Source organism: Nostoc sp. NMS9 (assembly GCF_017114995.1).
Lineage (GTDB): Bacteria > Cyanobacteriota > Cyanobacteriia > Cyanobacteriales > Nostocaceae > Nostoc.
The window spans coordinates 29292-46478 of sequence record NZ_JABXKL010000015.1 but is presented as its reverse complement, the minus strand read 5'-3'; the positions used below and the strand labels follow the sequence as shown (position 1 = coordinate 46478).

At 39.3% G+C, this 17187-nt stretch carries 16 protein-coding genes; 3 read left to right on the top strand and 13 right to left on the bottom strand.

Annotation, left to right across the window (positions count from 1 at the left end):
• The first annotated feature begins 278 nt into the window (after positions 1-278).
• On the top strand, positions 279-974 hold the full coding sequence (locus HWQ40_RS05435; RefSeq protein WP_292775440.1) for a DUF305 domain-containing protein: 696 nt from the start codon (positions 279-281) through the stop codon (positions 972-974).
• Positions 975-1185: 211 nt separating this feature from the next.
• Here the strand turns inward: HWQ40_RS05435 and HWQ40_RS05430 are convergent, their stop codons facing one another.
• The 9 genes from HWQ40_RS05430 to hpsL form a co-directional block, all read right to left on the bottom strand.
• Positions 1186-1770, bottom strand: a complete 585-nt coding sequence (locus HWQ40_RS05430; protein ID WP_292775439.1) for a Uma2 family endonuclease — start codon at positions 1768-1770, stop codon at positions 1186-1188.
• A gap of 115 nt (positions 1771-1885) precedes the next feature.
• The gene (locus HWQ40_RS05425; RefSeq protein ID WP_292775437.1) at positions 1886-2524 is read right to left on the bottom strand and encodes a peroxiredoxin; all 639 of its coding nucleotides are present in this window, start codon (positions 2522-2524) and stop codon (positions 1886-1888) included.
• Between the two features lie 159 nt (positions 2525-2683).
• Positions 2684-3031 carry a XisI protein gene (locus tag HWQ40_RS05420; RefSeq protein WP_292775436.1) on the bottom strand — a complete coding sequence of 116 codons (348 nt, stop codon included), beginning with the start codon at positions 3029-3031 and terminating at the stop codon, positions 2684-2686.
• A complete protein-coding gene (locus tag HWQ40_RS05415) occupies positions 3019-3438 on the bottom strand; it encodes a XisH family protein (RefSeq protein ID WP_292775435.1) in 420 nt (139 codons plus the stop codon). Before HWQ40_RS05415 ends, HWQ40_RS05420 begins: the two co-directional genes overlap by 13 nt.
• Before the next feature lie 58 nt (positions 3439-3496).
• On the bottom strand, positions 3497-4672 hold the full coding sequence (gene hpsP / locus HWQ40_RS05410) for a hormogonium polysaccharide biosynthesis glycosyltransferase HpsP (protein WP_292775631.1): 1176 nt from the start codon (positions 4670-4672) through the stop codon (positions 3497-3499).
• A gap of 21 nt (positions 4673-4693) precedes the next feature.
• On the bottom strand, positions 4694-5911 hold the full coding sequence (gene hpsO, locus HWQ40_RS05405; RefSeq protein ID WP_292775434.1) for a hormogonium polysaccharide biosynthesis glycosyltransferase HpsO: 1218 nt from the start codon (positions 5909-5911) through the stop codon (positions 4694-4696).
• Positions 5912-5992: 81 nt separating this feature from the next.
• Positions 5993-6973, bottom strand: coding sequence for a hormogonium polysaccharide biosynthesis glycosyltransferase HpsN (gene hpsN / locus HWQ40_RS05400; protein WP_292775628.1), 981 nt, complete (start codon positions 6971-6973; stop codon positions 5993-5995).
• A gap of 42 nt (positions 6974-7015) precedes the next feature.
• On the bottom strand, positions 7016-8143 hold the full coding sequence (locus HWQ40_RS05395) for an acyltransferase (RefSeq protein ID WP_292775432.1): 1128 nt from the start codon (positions 8141-8143) through the stop codon (positions 7016-7018).
• A 362-nt stretch (positions 8144-8505) separates the two neighbouring features.
• Positions 8506-10158: a hormogonium polysaccharide biosynthesis protein HpsL gene (hpsL, locus tag HWQ40_RS05390; RefSeq protein WP_292775431.1), complete on the bottom strand. Its 1653-nt coding sequence runs from the start codon at positions 10156-10158 to the stop codon at positions 8506-8508.
• 210 nt (positions 10159-10368) lie between these two features.
• Here hpsL and HWQ40_RS05385 point away from each other — a divergent pair, with 210 nt between their 5' ends.
• Positions 10369-10563: a hypothetical protein gene (locus tag HWQ40_RS05385; protein ID WP_292775429.1), complete on the top strand. Its 195-nt coding sequence runs from the start codon at positions 10369-10371 to the stop codon at positions 10561-10563.
• A 17-nt stretch (positions 10564-10580) separates the two neighbouring features.
• Here HWQ40_RS05385 and HWQ40_RS05380 read toward each other — a convergent pair whose 3' ends face one another.
• Positions 10581-11357 (bottom strand): glycosyltransferase family A protein, encoded by a 777-nt coding sequence (locus HWQ40_RS05380; RefSeq protein ID WP_292775428.1) that lies wholly within the window; start codon positions 11355-11357, stop codon positions 10581-10583.
• Between the two features lie 705 nt (positions 11358-12062).
• Entirely contained in the window at positions 12063-13535 is a 1473-nt protein-coding gene (glmM, locus tag HWQ40_RS05375) for a phosphoglucosamine mutase (RefSeq protein ID WP_292775426.1), read from the bottom strand.
• A 572-nt stretch (positions 13536-14107) separates the two neighbouring features.
• Between glmM and HWQ40_RS05370 the strand changes: the two genes are divergently transcribed.
• Positions 14108-14824: a heme oxygenase (biliverdin-producing) gene (locus HWQ40_RS05370; protein WP_292775425.1), complete on the top strand. Its 717-nt coding sequence runs from the start codon at positions 14108-14110 to the stop codon at positions 14822-14824.
• Here HWQ40_RS05370 and HWQ40_RS05365 read toward each other — a convergent pair.
• Both HWQ40_RS05365 and HWQ40_RS05360 read right to left on the bottom strand, forming a co-directional pair.
• Positions 14811-15017 carry a hypothetical protein gene (locus HWQ40_RS05365; protein ID WP_292775424.1) on the bottom strand — a complete coding sequence of 69 codons (207 nt, stop codon included), beginning with the start codon at positions 15015-15017 and terminating at the stop codon, positions 14811-14813. The two genes, HWQ40_RS05370 and HWQ40_RS05365, sit on opposite strands and share 14 nt — an antisense overlap.
• A gap of 134 nt (positions 15018-15151) precedes the next feature.
• A complete protein-coding gene (locus tag HWQ40_RS05360) occupies positions 15152-17170 on the bottom strand; it encodes a LysR family transcriptional regulator (protein ID WP_292775423.1) in 2019 nt (672 codons plus the stop codon).
• Positions 17171-17187 lie beyond the last annotated feature (17 nt).

Here is a 17187-nt window from a genome sequence, read left to right as displayed (position 1 = left end):
TAGAATTATACATAAATTTTAACTCGGTTAACTGGGCAACTCCGTAACCAACCATCACTCGGTTAAAATCGACCGCAGACTTAAAAGCACTTTCTAAACAGATGGTGTAATGAGCATTAGAGCTATTGCTAGCTTTTGACAATGTAGGTATTGGTGACAACATAGAAATGAGAAACAAGATCCCTGACTTCGTAAAAGTTGTTGGGGATCTTTAGATTTCATCTTAATTTCATTAGATCATTAGATCGTTAGAATTAGAAAACTGTTAGGTAAGATTTATGCAACTGCTATTTTTAAGGAATGGCTTTTTGGCGTTAACTTTTACTGCGATCGCTTCAGGCGGTGGGTTAATCACAGGCTGTACTAGTACTGCTTCCCAGAACCAAAGCCAAGCGCCAAAGGAAACCGCCACCAGTGCTAACGACAAGCAGATGATCAATCACGGTGGTGGCATGAATCACAGCATGGGAATGGATTTAGGCCCAGCCGATGCTAATTTTGATTTACGATTTATCGACGCTATGATACCGCACCATCAAGGGGCTGTGGAAATGGCGAATGTTGCGCAGCAGAAATCAAAACGTCCTGAAATCAAAAAACTAGCAGACAATATCATCAAATCGCAAAACTTAGAAATCACTCAGATGAAGCAGTGGCGACAAGCCTGGTATCCCAGTGGGGGAGACAAACCAATGGCTTACAACAGTCAAATGGGGCACATGATGGAGATGTCGTCTGACCAAATGAAAGGCATGATGATGAGTCAGGACTTAGGTGCAGCCGATGCTGAATTTGATCTGCGCTTTATCAATGCGATGATTCCTCACCATGAAGGGGCTGTAACAATGGCAAAAGATGCCTTAAATAAGTCTAAGCGCCCTGAAATCAAGAAATTAGCCCAAGAAATTGTTAAAGCCCAAGATATAGAGATTAAACAAATGCAACAGTGGCGAAAAGCTTGGTACAACAAGTAATTCGTAATTCGGGATAGGTGTTTTGGTTATTTCGGGAGCGATGTCTACGATGGTAACAGAGCGGCTGGTGAGCGGAGTCGAACCATGCCGTACCACTTCGTGGAAGTTTAGCATTACTGATGTAGGAACGCCCTTTTGCAGGAGCATGTATCGCCAATTTACCAGTTTAAATTGCTGTATCGTCGCCAGCCTAAATTTAAATAAAATTTTCTTACCAAACTTTACTCATATTCAACATAAACCCAGGCAATACCGACTCGCCGCTTACACTAGCAGGATTATCTAAACATTCCTCTGGCAATCCAGGACGATAAATATAAACTTGACGCTGCTTACGGTCAATTAACCAGCCTAACTGTATTCCTGGCTCATTCATATATTCCTCCATTTTTTCCTTCAAAGTCTGGAGGTTGTCACTAGGAGATTTGAGTTCGACTACAAAATCTGGACAAATGGGAGCAAACTTTCGCTGTTGTTCTGTTGAAAGAGCATTCCACCGTTCTAATTTAATCCAGGAAGCGTCTGGAGAGCGTTCTGCACCTGTTGATAACTTAAATCCGGTACTAGAGCTAAAAGTTATACCTGTACCATCTTGTTCCGACCACACCCATAACTGTCCTGAGATATTAACTTCTCGGTTTCCTGTCTCTGAACCAGTAGGAGGCATAATTACCAATTCTCCAAATTTATTTCGTTCAATGCGTAAATCACGGTTCACCTGACAGAACTCAAAAAATTGTTCGTCTGTCATTTGCATTGATGACGGAATTTGCAAAACCAAAGGGGATGAGAACATAAAGATTTCCTCCAGGTTCGGATGCTAGCCAACTGACTATATTCTCACGCAAAAAGCAAAGACGCCAAGATATAACTTTGCGCCTTTGCTTTTTTATCCGAAATCATTTTCAGATTTACTTGTTAGGCTGAGGAGTTAGCCGTAGATAGGGTTTAATTTCCTCATAACCTTTGGGGAATTTCTGTTTGAGTACTTCTGGATCTTTGAGTGAGGGGACAATTACGACATCCTCTCCATCTTTCCAGTCAGCTGGTGTCGCCACGCTGTAATTATCAGTCAATTGCAGAGAATCAATCACTCGCAAAAGTTCATCAAAGTTGCGTCCCGTACTGGGAGGATAGGTGAAAGAAAGACGGAGTTTCTTATTGGGGTCAATCACGAAAACCGATCGCACTGTCACAGCCGCATTAGCATTGGGGTGGATCATGTCGTACAGATCAGCAACCTTGCGATCTGCATCCGCCAAAATTGGGTAGTTAAGGGTGGTGCTTTGAGTTTCTTCAATGTCTCCCACCCAGCTTTTGTGAGATTCTACGTCATCAACGCTGAGTGCGATCGCTTTGACATTGCGCTTGTCAAATTCTGGTTTGAGCTTGGCAACTGTGCCAAGTTCTGTTGTACAAACAGGTGTAAAATCAGCAGGGTGAGAGAACAGCACAACCCAGCTGTCACCTGCCCATTGGTAAAAATCGATGTCGCCGTGTGTTGAGGCTTGCGTAAAGTTGGGTACTGTGTCACCTAGACGGAGAGCCATGAGAGATTCCCTGTAGTTAGAAAGGCATATATATTCTAGTATGCCATCATGACATAAAACCCCGATTTCCCAATCGGGCTTTAGCGGTTTGAAACAAAATTTTAAGTTGTCAACACTCTCAGATAAAGGACGAGCGGTGATAAACGTTCTCTAACTCTCTCATCCCACCCCATAATCACTCATTTCACGCATAAAAGGAGGATGGAACCCCAGCACAATATCTTGTTTTGGTACACCCAGCCTGACTAGATCGGCCGCAATATCATGTTCTGTTGAATTGTAGAAAATCCAGATTTTTTCATTCCGAATATCAAGATGCATTACACATTGATGAATCCAGCGCTTATGTTGCCAACCCAAATGCATGATTTGATAGTGATTTCGCTCCGTATCAAAAATAGTTTCAACTTCAATATCACCATAAGCAGGCTTATTTTGAGCATAGCCCATCAATAATTGCTGGACAGTTTGCTGATAGTTCATTAATTGATCTGTCAGATTTTCCATTGTACAATCTGCTCCAATTGAATATCGTAGATAAGCAGTTTTACGGTATTTTCTTGTAGCATTGAAGCGGGGAAATCAAGTTGAAAGAAGCTGTTATAGGTTAAATCAGGCACAGCTAGATAGAGGACGCGATCGGGTTCTTCACGACGCAGGGCCGCTCGGTAGTTAATGAACTGACCCAGTGCTGTATGAAACTGGGAAATTGCGGATGCACTAGCCAGAAAACTTTTGACTTCAACCGCAATTTTTTCATTCCCTCGCTCTGCTGCCAGTAACCGTTCTGCCCCTAAATCAATCTCCATATCAACACCGCCCACCTTTATTTGTAATGGATCGTGAGTAACATTCCACCCATCCTTGGTGAGAGATGTCTTAACAACTTGATGAAAGCGATCTTTAGCAGCCACAAGAGATGATTTATCTTACAATTTGCTACTTCAACCTATCACATTGCTCCCATGACACTTACAGTTTGTTCGTCAGAATTTTTTGGTAGGCTTGGATTGTTTGCCTAGCGATCGCATCCCAGCTAAAATTTTTTAATGCATATTTTTGGGCGTTTAATCCCCGTCGTTGGCGTTCTGCGGGATTTTGCAAAGCTTCTTGTAGTAACTCTACCAGTGCTTGAACATCTGTTGCACCTACCCAACCGGACTCACTATCACGTATCTGTTGGCAAATATGTACTTGGTCAGAAATGACTACGGGTACACCTGCAACCATCGCTTCAGCTACAGCAATCCCAAAATTTTCATAGTAGGAAGGTAAGACAAATAAATCAGCAGCTTGTAGTAAACTAACTTTTAACTCACCACTGACAAAGCCAGTGATTGTAGTGTGCGATCGTAATGGTGAATTTTGAATTTTGGATATTATCTTTTGTTCGTAATCTGGTTCTTGGGGATTAGTACCAGCTAAGACAAAATGAAAATTATAACCAACTGTTAACAGCTTCTCTAGCGCCGGAATCAACAAATTTAACCCTTTTTTTGGGTCAATTCGTGACATAAACAGTACCAAAGGTAGATCCTTTGGTAGTTCTAACTGACTACATACATTTTTAATAGAAGATTCAGGGGGAATCACACCCAAGGGAATCACCAAATCTGGTGTAGATACTCCAAATCGTTCTGATATTTTAGCTTCTTGGTCGCTGGTAAAATGAATTGCTGCGGCACTAGCTAAATTTTGACGTTCTATAATTGCTGCATAAAGCTGTTTTAATTGCTTTTTCTTCTGTAAATCAGCCGGATCGAGAGTACCCAAAGGACGGAAAATATAAGGTAGCTTTTGCTGACGACACACAATAGCAGCAGCACTAATTATTGGTGAGAATAAAGCATGAATATGTGCTATGTCAAACTCGTGAGCATGACGTTTTAGCCAGCTTAATAAATCTAGGGAAAATTTGTAGCGACGAAACGGTGCGCAACGAAAGTAAATTATTTCATAGCCATCTTGTTTAATTGGGCGATTTAAAGGGACATCCAGAGGTGTTTGACCATTATCACCATTACTATCAGTTGTGAGAATTGTAACTTCTACTCCCTCTTTTACTAACGCTGGAGCTAATCCTAGTACCATTTGACTAGGCCCGCCGTAAATTAGAGAAATTGAGGGAACAATTTGTAATATTTTAATTTTTTTTTCATTTGTCATCTTTCATTTGTCCTTCATTATTTGTCCTTTATTATTTACTAATGACCAATGACTAATGACTAACTCTTGATAAAACTCTAATTGCTGTTTAGCCAAAGCTTTATTTGTATATTGAATTATTGCTTTTTTATAACCCATTTCACCGAGAGTATGAGCAAAATCTGGTTTATCCATTAATTGAACTAAGCAATTAGCAAGAGCTTGAACATCACCTTCAGGAAATACTAAACCAGCATCACCAATTACATAGGGAATTTCCCCGGAATCAGAACCAATCACGGGAACTTTGCAAGCCATCGCTTCAATTAACACATGACCAAATTGCTCTTTCCAGCCAGCAGAAGTTAAGGTTTTAAACTTGTAAGTTGTTTCTGAAGGTAATACTAAAGTACTCATTAAATTGATATAACTTGCAACCTCATCATGGGGAACACTTTCTATCAAAATTAACCGTTCTTTAATATTGTTTTCTGCCGCAATTTTAATTAATTCACTTTGCAACTCTCCCCGTCCCAATAACAGTAATTTCCAAGGTTGATTTTTCAAAGTGGCTAAGGCTTGCAAAAGCGTTAACAAACCCTTTTCTTGCACAAAACGCCCTACAAAACCTACAACAAAATCCTCTTTTTCAATGCCCAACTTAGCTGCTAATTCGGGTTGAGCTTTGGGAGTAAATAAACTTTCATCTACACCCAGTTGTGGCATGACTTTAATTGCTCCTGTATATCCCCGTTGTCGCAAAATTTCTGCTCCATCTTGATTCCCAGAGATAATGCCGTGGCTGTGGTTGAGGTTATATTTTTCTAATAAAGAAACTGGTAGTTTCAGTTCATAAGGAAGATTCCACCAGGTAAAAAATACATTTTTTGCCTTGAGTCCTAATAGCTGATTTAAGGCAATCATTTGAGTATAAGCCAATGCTCTAGAACCTTGTTCAACTTGGATGATTTGGGGGCGAAATTGTTTTAATAAAGATATCAAATCAGCACCAAAGGTAAGGAGTCCCTGATGATTTTGACTAAAATTAGAAATTGGAACTATTCTAAATGTACCTTCATCACGGTATTCAGTTTCAATAATTCTGTTTTGTACACCGCCTGGTTTCCACCGCTTTGGGACTACAACTGTCACTTCAATATCAGGTTCTAGTTGAGATAAAGCGCGTAATTTCTCACAGTTGAGGTCTACGATATAAGTGTGACTAGCAACTAAGATTTTCATTGATATTTATTATTTGTCATTTGTCATTTGTCATTATTTTAAATAACTAATACCCAATCCCCAATCCCCAATGCCCAATAACTAAACTTGTTCATCCAATCGACTGTAAATTTGACCATCGTTCCATAGTGATTGGATGACAGTACCCAAGGCTTTGAAAAAACCCAAAGTGTAGAAAATAGCGCGAGTGGCAATTTTGATGGGGGAACCGCTTTTGTGACAAGGTGGGCGTCCGAGAACGTGACAGTCAAATAAACGACCATATAAGCGTAAAGCTTGAGTCACAGTCAGGTTTTTCAGCCCCAGTAAAAAATGGTTGTGGTAAAAGGTGAGTTGATATTTTAGCGATCGCATACTAATATCATGACAACCCCCTGTTTCTTCGCCTAAATGCACCAAATGGGCTTCTGGGTCGTACCAAATCTTATACCCAGTTTGTCGCAACCGCAAACAAAAATCTGACTCTTCGCGCACTGCACTCCCGCCAAACCTCTCATCAAACCTCAATCCATACTTAGTAAAAATTTCGCGGCGAAATGACATATTACAACCCCTCGCTGTTAGCACTTGTTGGGGTTTAATGGTATGTACTAAATCAATATGATACCAAGCAATTCCTGGGTCCATAGCTTCGGGAGGCAGATATTCAATCTGTAAATCTCCTCCAGAATCACCTAATTTCATTTTGTCAAAGACTCGACCGGCTACAGCCCCCACCTCTGGGTTTTGCACATAATTTTTCGCATGGGCTGCTAACAATCCAGGGGTTAACTGAACATCATCATCAATAAACAATATTATTTCACCAGATGAGCGCCGCACAGCATAATTCCGCGCCCCTGGCAAACTTGCCCAATCTAAGCGCAACCATTTAATTTTACCTGCCTCCAGCATCTCTTCTAGGTAGGCTTGAATTTCTGGTTGGTGTTTTGGAGTTTGGTCTACAACTAAAACTTCAAAATTTGGATAGTCCTGTTTTAAGACATCCACAATGCTATCGCGTAGCGGTTCCTCTCGTCCGTAGGTCGCGATAACTACAGAAATTAAAGGGTAATTCATAATTTTTTATCCTAACTTTATCTAAAGGGAATTGGGTGCGAAACACTAATTTTGCTTATTCATGACTGTTTCAAACATTTTCATGATAAATTGCTCTAATTTAATAAATGAAAATACATAAATTGACAGTAAAATACTCACTATCATTAAAGAAACCCCTATCTTCAAATAGTTATTTATCTGAATCACATAATTTAATTTAGGTAATAAAACAAAATACAAAGGTTGATGAATTAGATAAATTTGATAAGAATAAATTCCTAATATACTAATAAAGCTTAGTATCCTTCCAATTTTATCTATTTTCTCGATACGAGATAATAATGCTTGAATACCCAAAAAAAATAAAGGAGTAAACAGCATGTCTATACCTAACATATATATATATTTTAGTTTAAAAATAGTTAAGATAGCACAAATAATAATTCCTACACTAAAAAGAATACTTGCAACAATAAAATCTATTTTTCTAAAAATTTTATGCTCGGCATAGATAAATCCCCAATAAAGCCCCAAACAGAACTGAAATAAATAACTTCCTATAAAATTATTTTGTAAGAAAAACAAATAAGCTTTCGTATCATCACTTATCAAAAAGTAAAAAGCTAAGATTTTCGTTATTATTGCTCCTATCAGTCCTAAAACTAATATTCTACTAGGCTTATTTTTACAAAATAAAAATATTAATGGTGTAAGTAAATAAGCCTCTAAAATTACTGTAAAAAACCAAAAACCAGGATTAATTGATTGGAATCTAATCCCGGCTATACCTATAAATGATAAGAAAAAGTTGAGGTTTAAATTAATTTTAATATTAGCAAAAAAATAAAGTAAACAACTTAATATGAAAGCTAATATATAAGCAGGATATATCCTATACAAACGTTTAATTAGCCAGAATTTCCAGTTAGTTTTAGTTTTAATCTGCTCTATTTGATTTTTTTGTAACTTAGAGATTAGAGCATAACTTGTATTGAAACCAGCCATTAAAAAAAATATATCGACAGCAGCATATCCGAGCTTTGCTCCATTTCTATCTAAAATCGAAATTAGTTGCGATCGCTCAGGATAATTTTGAAAAAAATGAAATATGATAATTGCTAAAATTGCTAATCCTTTTGTCTGATCAATCCAATTAAATCTAGTTTGGCGTGTTTGATTATAAGTATTCATATATCTGATATATCTGATATCTTGGAGTTCATGTTCAGCTTGATATCCAGTAATTCGACCTTTACGGGCTGGTTATTCGCTAACACCTGCTGATAACTAGAAAGATATATGAATCCGGTTTTATTTATGAAAAAAACTAGCTATTGTAGGGTGTGTTAGACGGAACGTCGTAACGCACCAAATCCTTCTAAATGGTGCCGTACTCTCGGCGTTAGCACACCCTACGTGTCTTTTCAAAAATCAAATAGGAACCATATACCAGACTTAGCCACTAGGAGGATTTAGTAACCCTTGGTTAAGCTTAATATACAAGCAAGCTTCTGTCCATCAATAGCGTACTCAAGTATTTTCACTATGTCCAGTCAGCTTATTGGACGTTTTTGTTTTCTTGCTTGCTTAGGATATGCTTCTTCCTTCTCTTGTTTATCTAATATTGGCAATTTGAAAAGAACTCCTGCAAAAAACCAGTAATAGACAGCAACTGGATCAACATCTAGAGGATAGTAGTAGGTGTTGTAGCTAATAAATAATATAAACACCCACAAAGCTGCTCCGTAACTGCGGAAATTACGGTTCTTTATGGAGCGATAGGTTTTAAAGCCAATAATTGTTAAAGTTGTTACCAAACCGAAAAACCCTAGTACTCCAAAAATTCCAACTTCATAAAGTACTTTGGGGTAGTAGGTTTCCACAAGTTTAGTTTTACCCATTGCACGGGTAGAGTTAGTTGCTCGACCTAAGCCACTTCCCAATGGGCCGTCTACGTTTTTCCAATTCTCTTCAAATTGCTGGATGATAAAATCTTGAGGTGGTGAGGCGTCCCAGCGACCCGTAAAACTCTCGATTCTCTCTTGCACGAGAACAGGGTTAGTCACCATCGCAATTCCCAGAACTAGGGCAAGTCCTACGCCTATGGGGATAAATCGTTTCAGGTTGCCAATTTGTCCGGTGAGCAATAGCAAAATCCCGAAGCAGATTGGTACTAAAGCTAAAGCGATTCTCTGTCCAGAGATTACAGCATTGATAAAGACTGTCACTAAAGAACCTAAACCGATTATCCGCCATATTGGGGAGGGATCGGTGAAGCCGGTGGCAAAGGTAAAAAAGGTGCTAGAAATTAAGAACCATGCCCACTGCCAAGGAGCTACAAATGTCCCTGGTAGGCGAATAATCCCTTCTTCGGGACTATATACTAGCGCTCCACCAAAATAACACCGGGCTTCGAGTGTTGCTCTAAATAAGGCATCTCCTTCAAGACCTCTAGTGCCTTGACATACACCAGTTAGTAGTAATAGATATTGAATAAATCCCAGCCCGCAGCAAATCAGTGTAAGGACAATCTGGAGGCGCAGTAAAAATAGAAAATCGCGCTTATCGCGAATTAGATAGTAGGCACAACCAATCAGGGGGACATAGCCTAAAAATACTTTTAGTCCCAGAATTCCCATAGCTAATGGTATTTCTTGGGGTGCTTTTTCTAATAGTCCCACACTCTGCGGGTTAAATTGCTGTCCACCATTGACAAACAACAGTGTTAGCAGACTGCAACCCAAAACAATATAAAGTGGGATTTTAATGCCTTGGGGAATAATTATGGGTAACCCCTGTTTACGGCAAGTCTGCCAAAGTCCAATTAGTGCTGGAATGTAAAAGGCATCTTTAGCTAATTGGAGTATGGGACTATTGCCCAAGTAGTAGGTGACAGTACCTCCAATAGGTACGTAAATGATGAAGGCATATAGAGCTTGGCGCGGGTATTTGTAGGAAAGGGACATGACTATTATCCCTAACACACCAGGGACTGCTGCTTTAATTCCAGCTACAAAAAAAAGTAGAATGCCAACGAAGACACCGCTAAAAGTGGCGGTGGTGAGTAAACTAGTGAGTTCTTTACGTACTTGGGCAGATTTGCGCTTTTGGGCTAACTGTTCTTTAAGGCTAAGGGTAGAAGTTTCCTTTTTAGCCTGCTTTTTCGATTTTTTAGATTGCTGAGATTTTGATTTAAATTTTGGCATAGTGGCACTGTAGCCTATCAGCCTCGCAAAATACTCCATTATATAGGACTAATATTTGATTTTAAAATACATGTAGGGGAGCCAGTGCGTTGCGGTGAATCCAGCGCTGTAGGCGGGTTTCCCGCCGTAGGCGACTGGTGAACCCGAAGGGAGGTTCCTGACGCTCGAGTACTCGCTCTAAGCGTTGGCGCAGCCTCTCGTAGAGAAGCTATGCCGTTGGCGTTCGCGCAGCGTGTCGCAGACAAGCCTCTCGTTCGCGTTAGCGTCTCTGAAAGAGAAGAGAAGGCTTTACGCTGCGCTATCCGTTGTAGCAACTGGCGTTGTGTTAGCGCCGAAACTACGGCACAATTCCAAGCTTTTGGTGCGTTGCGCTTTGCTAACACACCATATAAGACTATTTATTAGATTTTTCCCAAAACAATTTACAATTCCGATACTTCACAAATCTCTCTGGATTGCTGTAATTTGTATAATCCGAATTCATCTCTCAATGATTGATTTAACAATTTACGATTAAAAATGTTAAATCTTAATCTTTTTGAATTGTCAAAAAGATTTTCTCCTGTTTCCAAAATATAAACTGCCCCTGGAAATGGTAATGATTTAATGGCTTTTGCTTTGCTCTTTAAAATATCTCTGACTTTAGCGTGGTCTATATAATATTTATAGTATCCGTAGCCACGATTATATTCTGCGGTTTCTGGCAAATCATTCAAATCATATCGAAGAATATTACAAGTACCGCACATTTTATAAAAATTGCTTCTCTTGATATATATGTAATTACTGCCTTCTTGATATTTATAACCTTTATTTATAAACCATCCATTAGAATCAGGGTGTTCTTGAACAAATTTGGCTAACTTTTCACTAACACAATCGTCAGCATCAACTGTCATAGTGTGAGTGGGAGAAAATTGACGAGCATAAACCAATCCTTTTAAGATTTTACGCCCTTTATCTGTATCTCCTTTGGCTTCAGGGGTAGGCTCATTTGGAGGTGAAAAATCAACTGTAATGTATGTAATATGAGGATGAGTGAATTCTATTTTGGGCTTTTCATGACAAACAACAATAACGTGAAAGTTAGGTGAGGTTTGATTGCAAACTGATTTAATGCATCTTTCAAATAATTGTGTAACACGCTCCCAGGAATTGGAAACTTGTGCACTTTTGAGTGGGATCACAAAAACAAGCACTGTATTTTATCAGAACAAACAGCTAGGAATCTCGAAGCAAACAATAACACGTTAAGACTAAATGTCATATCATGTCCGCAAATTAGTTGTAATTCCCACATAGGACTTACGCAAAAATCGCCAAAAAGTTTAATTTATCGAACCGCCATCTCTATGAGAGGCTTTCCTCGTTTCCAGTCTCTGACTGGGAATGCCTATTGGAGGTGGAGCCTCTGACATTGAGCCTCAATACTGTTCGGTTAAGGCAAGAGACCCGATGAATCGCCGTCTCTACAATAATCAGTCGTTTCGTCTTGACGGCGATTTATCGCATCTTTAGCGATCTAGAATTTTCATCAAAAAACCTTAACTGAACCGTATTGGGTTATTCGGGTTTAATAAGTAGGGCTTGCTGAATAAACATAAAACCTTGATAAATCAATGCCTTGAGTGGGATAAAAGGTGAATAAGGTGCAAGGAAAAAGACTTGATATCACAAAAAATCAATCACTTTTTCGGAAGAAAGAGATTTAGGGGTAGTTTGTAACTCCCCTCCTGCCTCCTGCCTCCTGCCTCCTGCCTCTTAGCCCTCACGAAAAGACTTTTTCAGCAAACCCTAAGTAATCACAATGTCACAGCTTCTACACATAACCAAGGGTGGTTAATTCGTAGAAGCTGTGATTAAACTTGGCGTTTTTTTAAAGCGGAGATGAGATATTAGCTAATTTAGTCCATCAGATGCTGCTGTACTTGTGAAACTAGTTCATTTGTCCAGTAGTTGGCTAGTTCGGCATTGGCTGCTTCCACCATTACTCTGATGACTGGTTCTGTGCCAGAGGCGCGAACCAAAATTCTGCCGGAATCGCCCATTGCAGCTTCAGCAAGAGCGATCGCTTGTTGCACAGATTGGCAATCTTGCCATCCCAAACGGCGATCGCGATCAACAACTCGCACGTTCCGCAACAATTGCGGATAGGTTTGGAAGCTTCGATCTACTAATTCGCTCAAGGGAACACCCGCCTCTCTCACCAAACATGCTATGTGTAATGCTGTTAACAAGCCATCTCCAGTTACGGCATAGTGACGGCAAAGAATATGCCCTGATTGTTCGCCACCTAACATTGCTCCAGTGCGCTGCATTTCGGCTTGCACGTATTGGTCGCCAACTGCGGTACGAATTAAGTTACCACCAATTTGCTGCCAAGCTTTCTCAAAGCCTAAGTTGGCCATGACTGTAGATACAATCAGGTTGTCTGGCAATTGTTGGTTTTGTTGTAAGTGGCATCCCCACAGGTAAAGAATGTAATCGCCGTTAACTTGCCTGCCGGTATTGTCTACTGCTAAGACGCGATCGGCATCGCCATCGAAGCCAAAGCCGATGTCGGCGTTGTGTTCTTGTACCGTTGCTGCCAGAATGTCTAGGTGCGTGGAACCACAGTTAACATTAATGCGATCGCCATCTGCCTCGTTATGCAAGCAGATTACCTCGGCTCCCATTTGGGTAAATACTGATGGTGCTAACCCAACTGCGGCTCCCCACGCCAAGTCTAAAACAATCTTCATTCCCTGAAGATTTAGGGCACCGTTCAAGGGTTTTTTCAACGCCGAGCTATAGTCTTCCACTAACTCGAAACGTGAGTAATGCCGTCCGCAATTACTGACTCTAGCGATCGGTGATATTTTGCCACGCAGTCCCGCTTCAATTTCTGCTTGCAATATTTGCGGTAACTTTCCACCATTGGCACCAAAAACCTTAATCCCATTGTCTTCTGGGGGATTGTGGCTGGCAGAAATCATCACTCCGCCAATGGCATCAGTGACGCTGGTAAGATAGGCAACGCCAGGAGTGGGACATAATCCCAAATACCAAACCTCTAACCCTGCTGCTGTTAACCCTGCACTCAAAGCCATTGCCAGCATATCGCTGGAGTTTCTAGAGTCCTGTCCGAGAATGACTGGCCCTACTTGAGTAGCATGGTTACGTAAAACAATCCCCGTCCAAAAACCAACTTGCAATGCTAGGGGGGCACTCAGTAATTCTCCCACTCGTCCGCGAATCCCATCTGTACCAAATAAGGGATTTGCTGGTAGTGGGATTAAATTCATTCCAAAACTGCTCTCAATCCCTTTGCCCAATCCCTCAACTTCGGAAGTAGAACCCCCAGAAATGCCTGATGTCCGAGTTATAGATGAAACCATATTTTTAAACACTCCACACAATCACACTGAAAAATAAATAGCACTTAAGACTTTATTCAGCAATTTTGACATGCTTTTTCTCTTTAGAAATTCATTGTAGATCGAGCTATCTTTACGTAATAATACTGAAATTTTCTTTATTTGATCGTAAATCTTTGATAAAGTCAGTATTGGTTTTTACGTTATCAGTAAAGTCTCCACATCTTAGCTAATTATTCCTTTTATGACTGCAACTTTCGTTTTGATTTTTATCTGTTTGAGTTCACACATTGCAATGCTACCAACCAAAAAGTGTGTAATAAAGATTACCCTGGTTTCATCACAAAAATTTTCACCCAAGCTGAGAATGAAAGCAAGATTCAGCTAAGAACAACAAAAAATCAAAATACCGAAATCTAAAATTCTGTTCTCTTAGCCTGGTTGCTGTGTAAAAAACGACAGAATCATTGCAGCTTAAAAAATTTTAATATAAATTCTCATCAAATAGTTTTAAGGTAACGTTTTAATGGCTTTTTTAGCCGTTAGTGAATCAAAACTCCGGCAGTAAACTTTTTAAAGTTGAGAAATTTAGCATGAGCAGCAATTTAGCAACCAAATTACGTGTAGGCACTAAAAAAGCCCACACAATGGCAGAAAATGTAGGTTTTGTCAAGTGCTTTTTAAAAGGAGTAGTGGAAAAAAACTCTTACCGGAAACTAGTTGCTAACTTCTACTTCGTCTACTCAGCGATGGAAGAGGAAATGGAAAAGCACCGCCAGCACCCAATAGTTTCTAAAATTAACTTTCCTCAGCTAAACCGCAAGCATAGCCTAGAGCAAGACCTAAGTTATTACTTTGGTGCAAACTGGAAAGAGCAAATCAAACTATCTCCCGCAGGTGAAGCTTATGTACAGCGCATCCGAGAAATATCTGCTACAGAACCGGAATTGTTAATCGCCCATTCATATACTCGTTACTTAGGTGACTTATCCGGGGGACAAATTCTCAAAAATATTGCTGTAACAGCGATGAATTTGTCTGATGGACAAGGCACAGCCTTTTATGAGTTTCCAGAAATTACTGATGAGAAGGCATTCAAAGCCAAATATCGGCAAATTTTGGATGAATTACCCCTTGACGAGGCGGCAAGCGATCGCATCGTTGATGAAGCTAACGCCGCCTTTGGCACGAACATGAAGCTGTTCCAGGAATTGGAAGGTAATTTGATCAAGGCGATCGGTGTAATGCTGTATAATAGTCTCACACGGCGTCGTACACGCGGTAGTACTGAACTCGTTACTGCTGAGTAATCATGTTGAGATTGCGGAGTATGGTGTGTGGAGTTATAAGTTCAGATAGCCTGATGAAGGATAATTCATAGGTGTTTCTGGCGAAAGAGCGATCGACGCTCAAAATATTTAGGGGCAATAGCCCTGTGACTGCTTTTGATTCGTGAAAGCAAGCATGGGGAGATTGCCCCTCAATTATGATTGAAGCAGTCAACTACCTCATATCATGTCCGGCTAATTAGTTATAATTCCCTTTCTCTATGCAGAAAGCCCAAAAACCCATCCCCTCTGCACCTCTGCGGTCTTAATGATAAGTCTTTAACCGGACATGATATCAGACCTGAATCATTACAGAACTTTTATGTGTCGGCTAAACTGTTCCTCAACAAAATAGCTGCTAGAAAATTCACTTGCAAAAGAAACCTGATGAAAGTGATAATCTAGATTTAGCAAATTATAGACAAGTCTTAAGAAATAATCATCTATCCAGAAATCTACATCAAATAGTGAAATACCATATTTTCCTTCTAACCTGCGATTTAAAGTTTTCAGTAACCAAGACCATTGAGGTTTCAGGGTCGGATCGATGCGGTTCCCAAATACAGGATTAAAAAACTGATTTACTTGAGTTGTTCTCACATCAATCACTTTAGTTAATAAATCTGCTGCCTTGATTGGAGATGAATTAAACCAATAGTTAGCAACCACTAAATCATGTAAATAAGCAAGTACAATTTTAGGATTTTCTTTAATGAACTGCGAACGACAAACAATTCCTCTGATTGATGGAATTCTTAAACTAATTGTTTGAGATAGAGCCAGCTTTCTCACAAAAGCATAAGCTTCTAAAATTGAGGCAAAAGTGTGACAACATACGTAAGCATCTATAGTTTTATTTGCCAAACTCTTACTTGCTCTACGAGGATCTTCATTCACTAATCTGCAATCTTTACTGACATCCATATCATAGAGGTCAAAAAGAGTAATGATGAACCTATGGGCATTTGAACCAAATAAGGTAGAAATTCGTTTACCTTTTAGATCCTGGATAATGTTTATAGAAGAATCTTTATGCAAAACAATATTTATATCTTGACCCAAAAGATTATACGAAGCAATCCCAATTAATTTAGAACCAAAACTTAAATCATCAAAGAATTGGCTACCATTATTCAATAGAGAAATATCATCTAAAATACAAATATCTAGTTCTCCCCGCTTCATCTGTCGGTTCATTTGTTCCCCAGAAGCAAAGGGCAGAATTTGTAACTCGAAATCTCGATTAATTTCAATATTTTTGAAAAGAGCCTGTTCAAGTGATGATGCTCTCTGTAAATCAGAAATATACTTAGTTCCATATCCAGCAATAAACTGTCCTATGGAATCTCTCTGAATACCTATCCTAAGAATATTTCCTTCTTTGGGAGAACAGCTACCTAAAAACAGATTTACGTTGGGCAAACTTTCTAAGTTATCTGGATCTAGCCTAAAACTTCTTACCAAACCCTCTGCGGATATTAACAATTCACTAAAGCGAGGAACATGTAGATAAATTCCATATTCATTGATATCTTGAATCGGAAAAGTTAGGACTTGGTATTGAGATATTATATCAGTTTGACAAAAGTCGGGTAAAATCGTTATCTTTTGATTTTTTGAAGCGTAGTTTAGTACATCTTGATAGCTGTGTAGCACCTGTACACCACTTAATTTGTTCATCAAAAATTCATTTTTAGATAGTTCCTGATGAACCTCATCTAAAAGCACAACATCAGCCAGATCAATATCATTTATTTTAACTAAGCTATGCTCATTGAGATATTTACTTGCCCCAAAGGATACCAACAGCATTTTATGAGTTTTTAATCTAGTGCAGTGGTGTTCTTCTTTGTATCCAGCACAACTGTTGAGCAAAAGATCCATTTCTAGGAGTTGAGAATTGGAAAAAAATCTGCTATTTTTAACCGCAATCTCTTTAAGATTTCTACCTGGGAAACAAAGCTGAAATCGCTGCAAATATTGTTTGAGCCAGACTTCTAAAATTAAACTAGTAGCTCCCAATATCAAATCTTCGCCCTCAGCGCTAAATGTTGCCTGAAATTCTTCTTGCAGATTTTCTACAGTTTCTACTAAATTAAGTGTCTGGGAAATTAATTTCTTGCCTTTATTAGTCAAGCAGATAGAGCCAGGGGAGCGATTTAGGAGAATTACTCCGAAACAATCCTCTATTTGTTTGACTTTTTTACTAATTAGTGCTTGACTATAACCTAGTTTTTGTGCTGCTTTAGAGAAGCTACCACAGTCATCTACTGCTTTTAAGATTTTGAGGTGATTTAGGGTAATATCTTCGAGTTTAATCTTATTCATGCTAGGTAAGGCAAGAT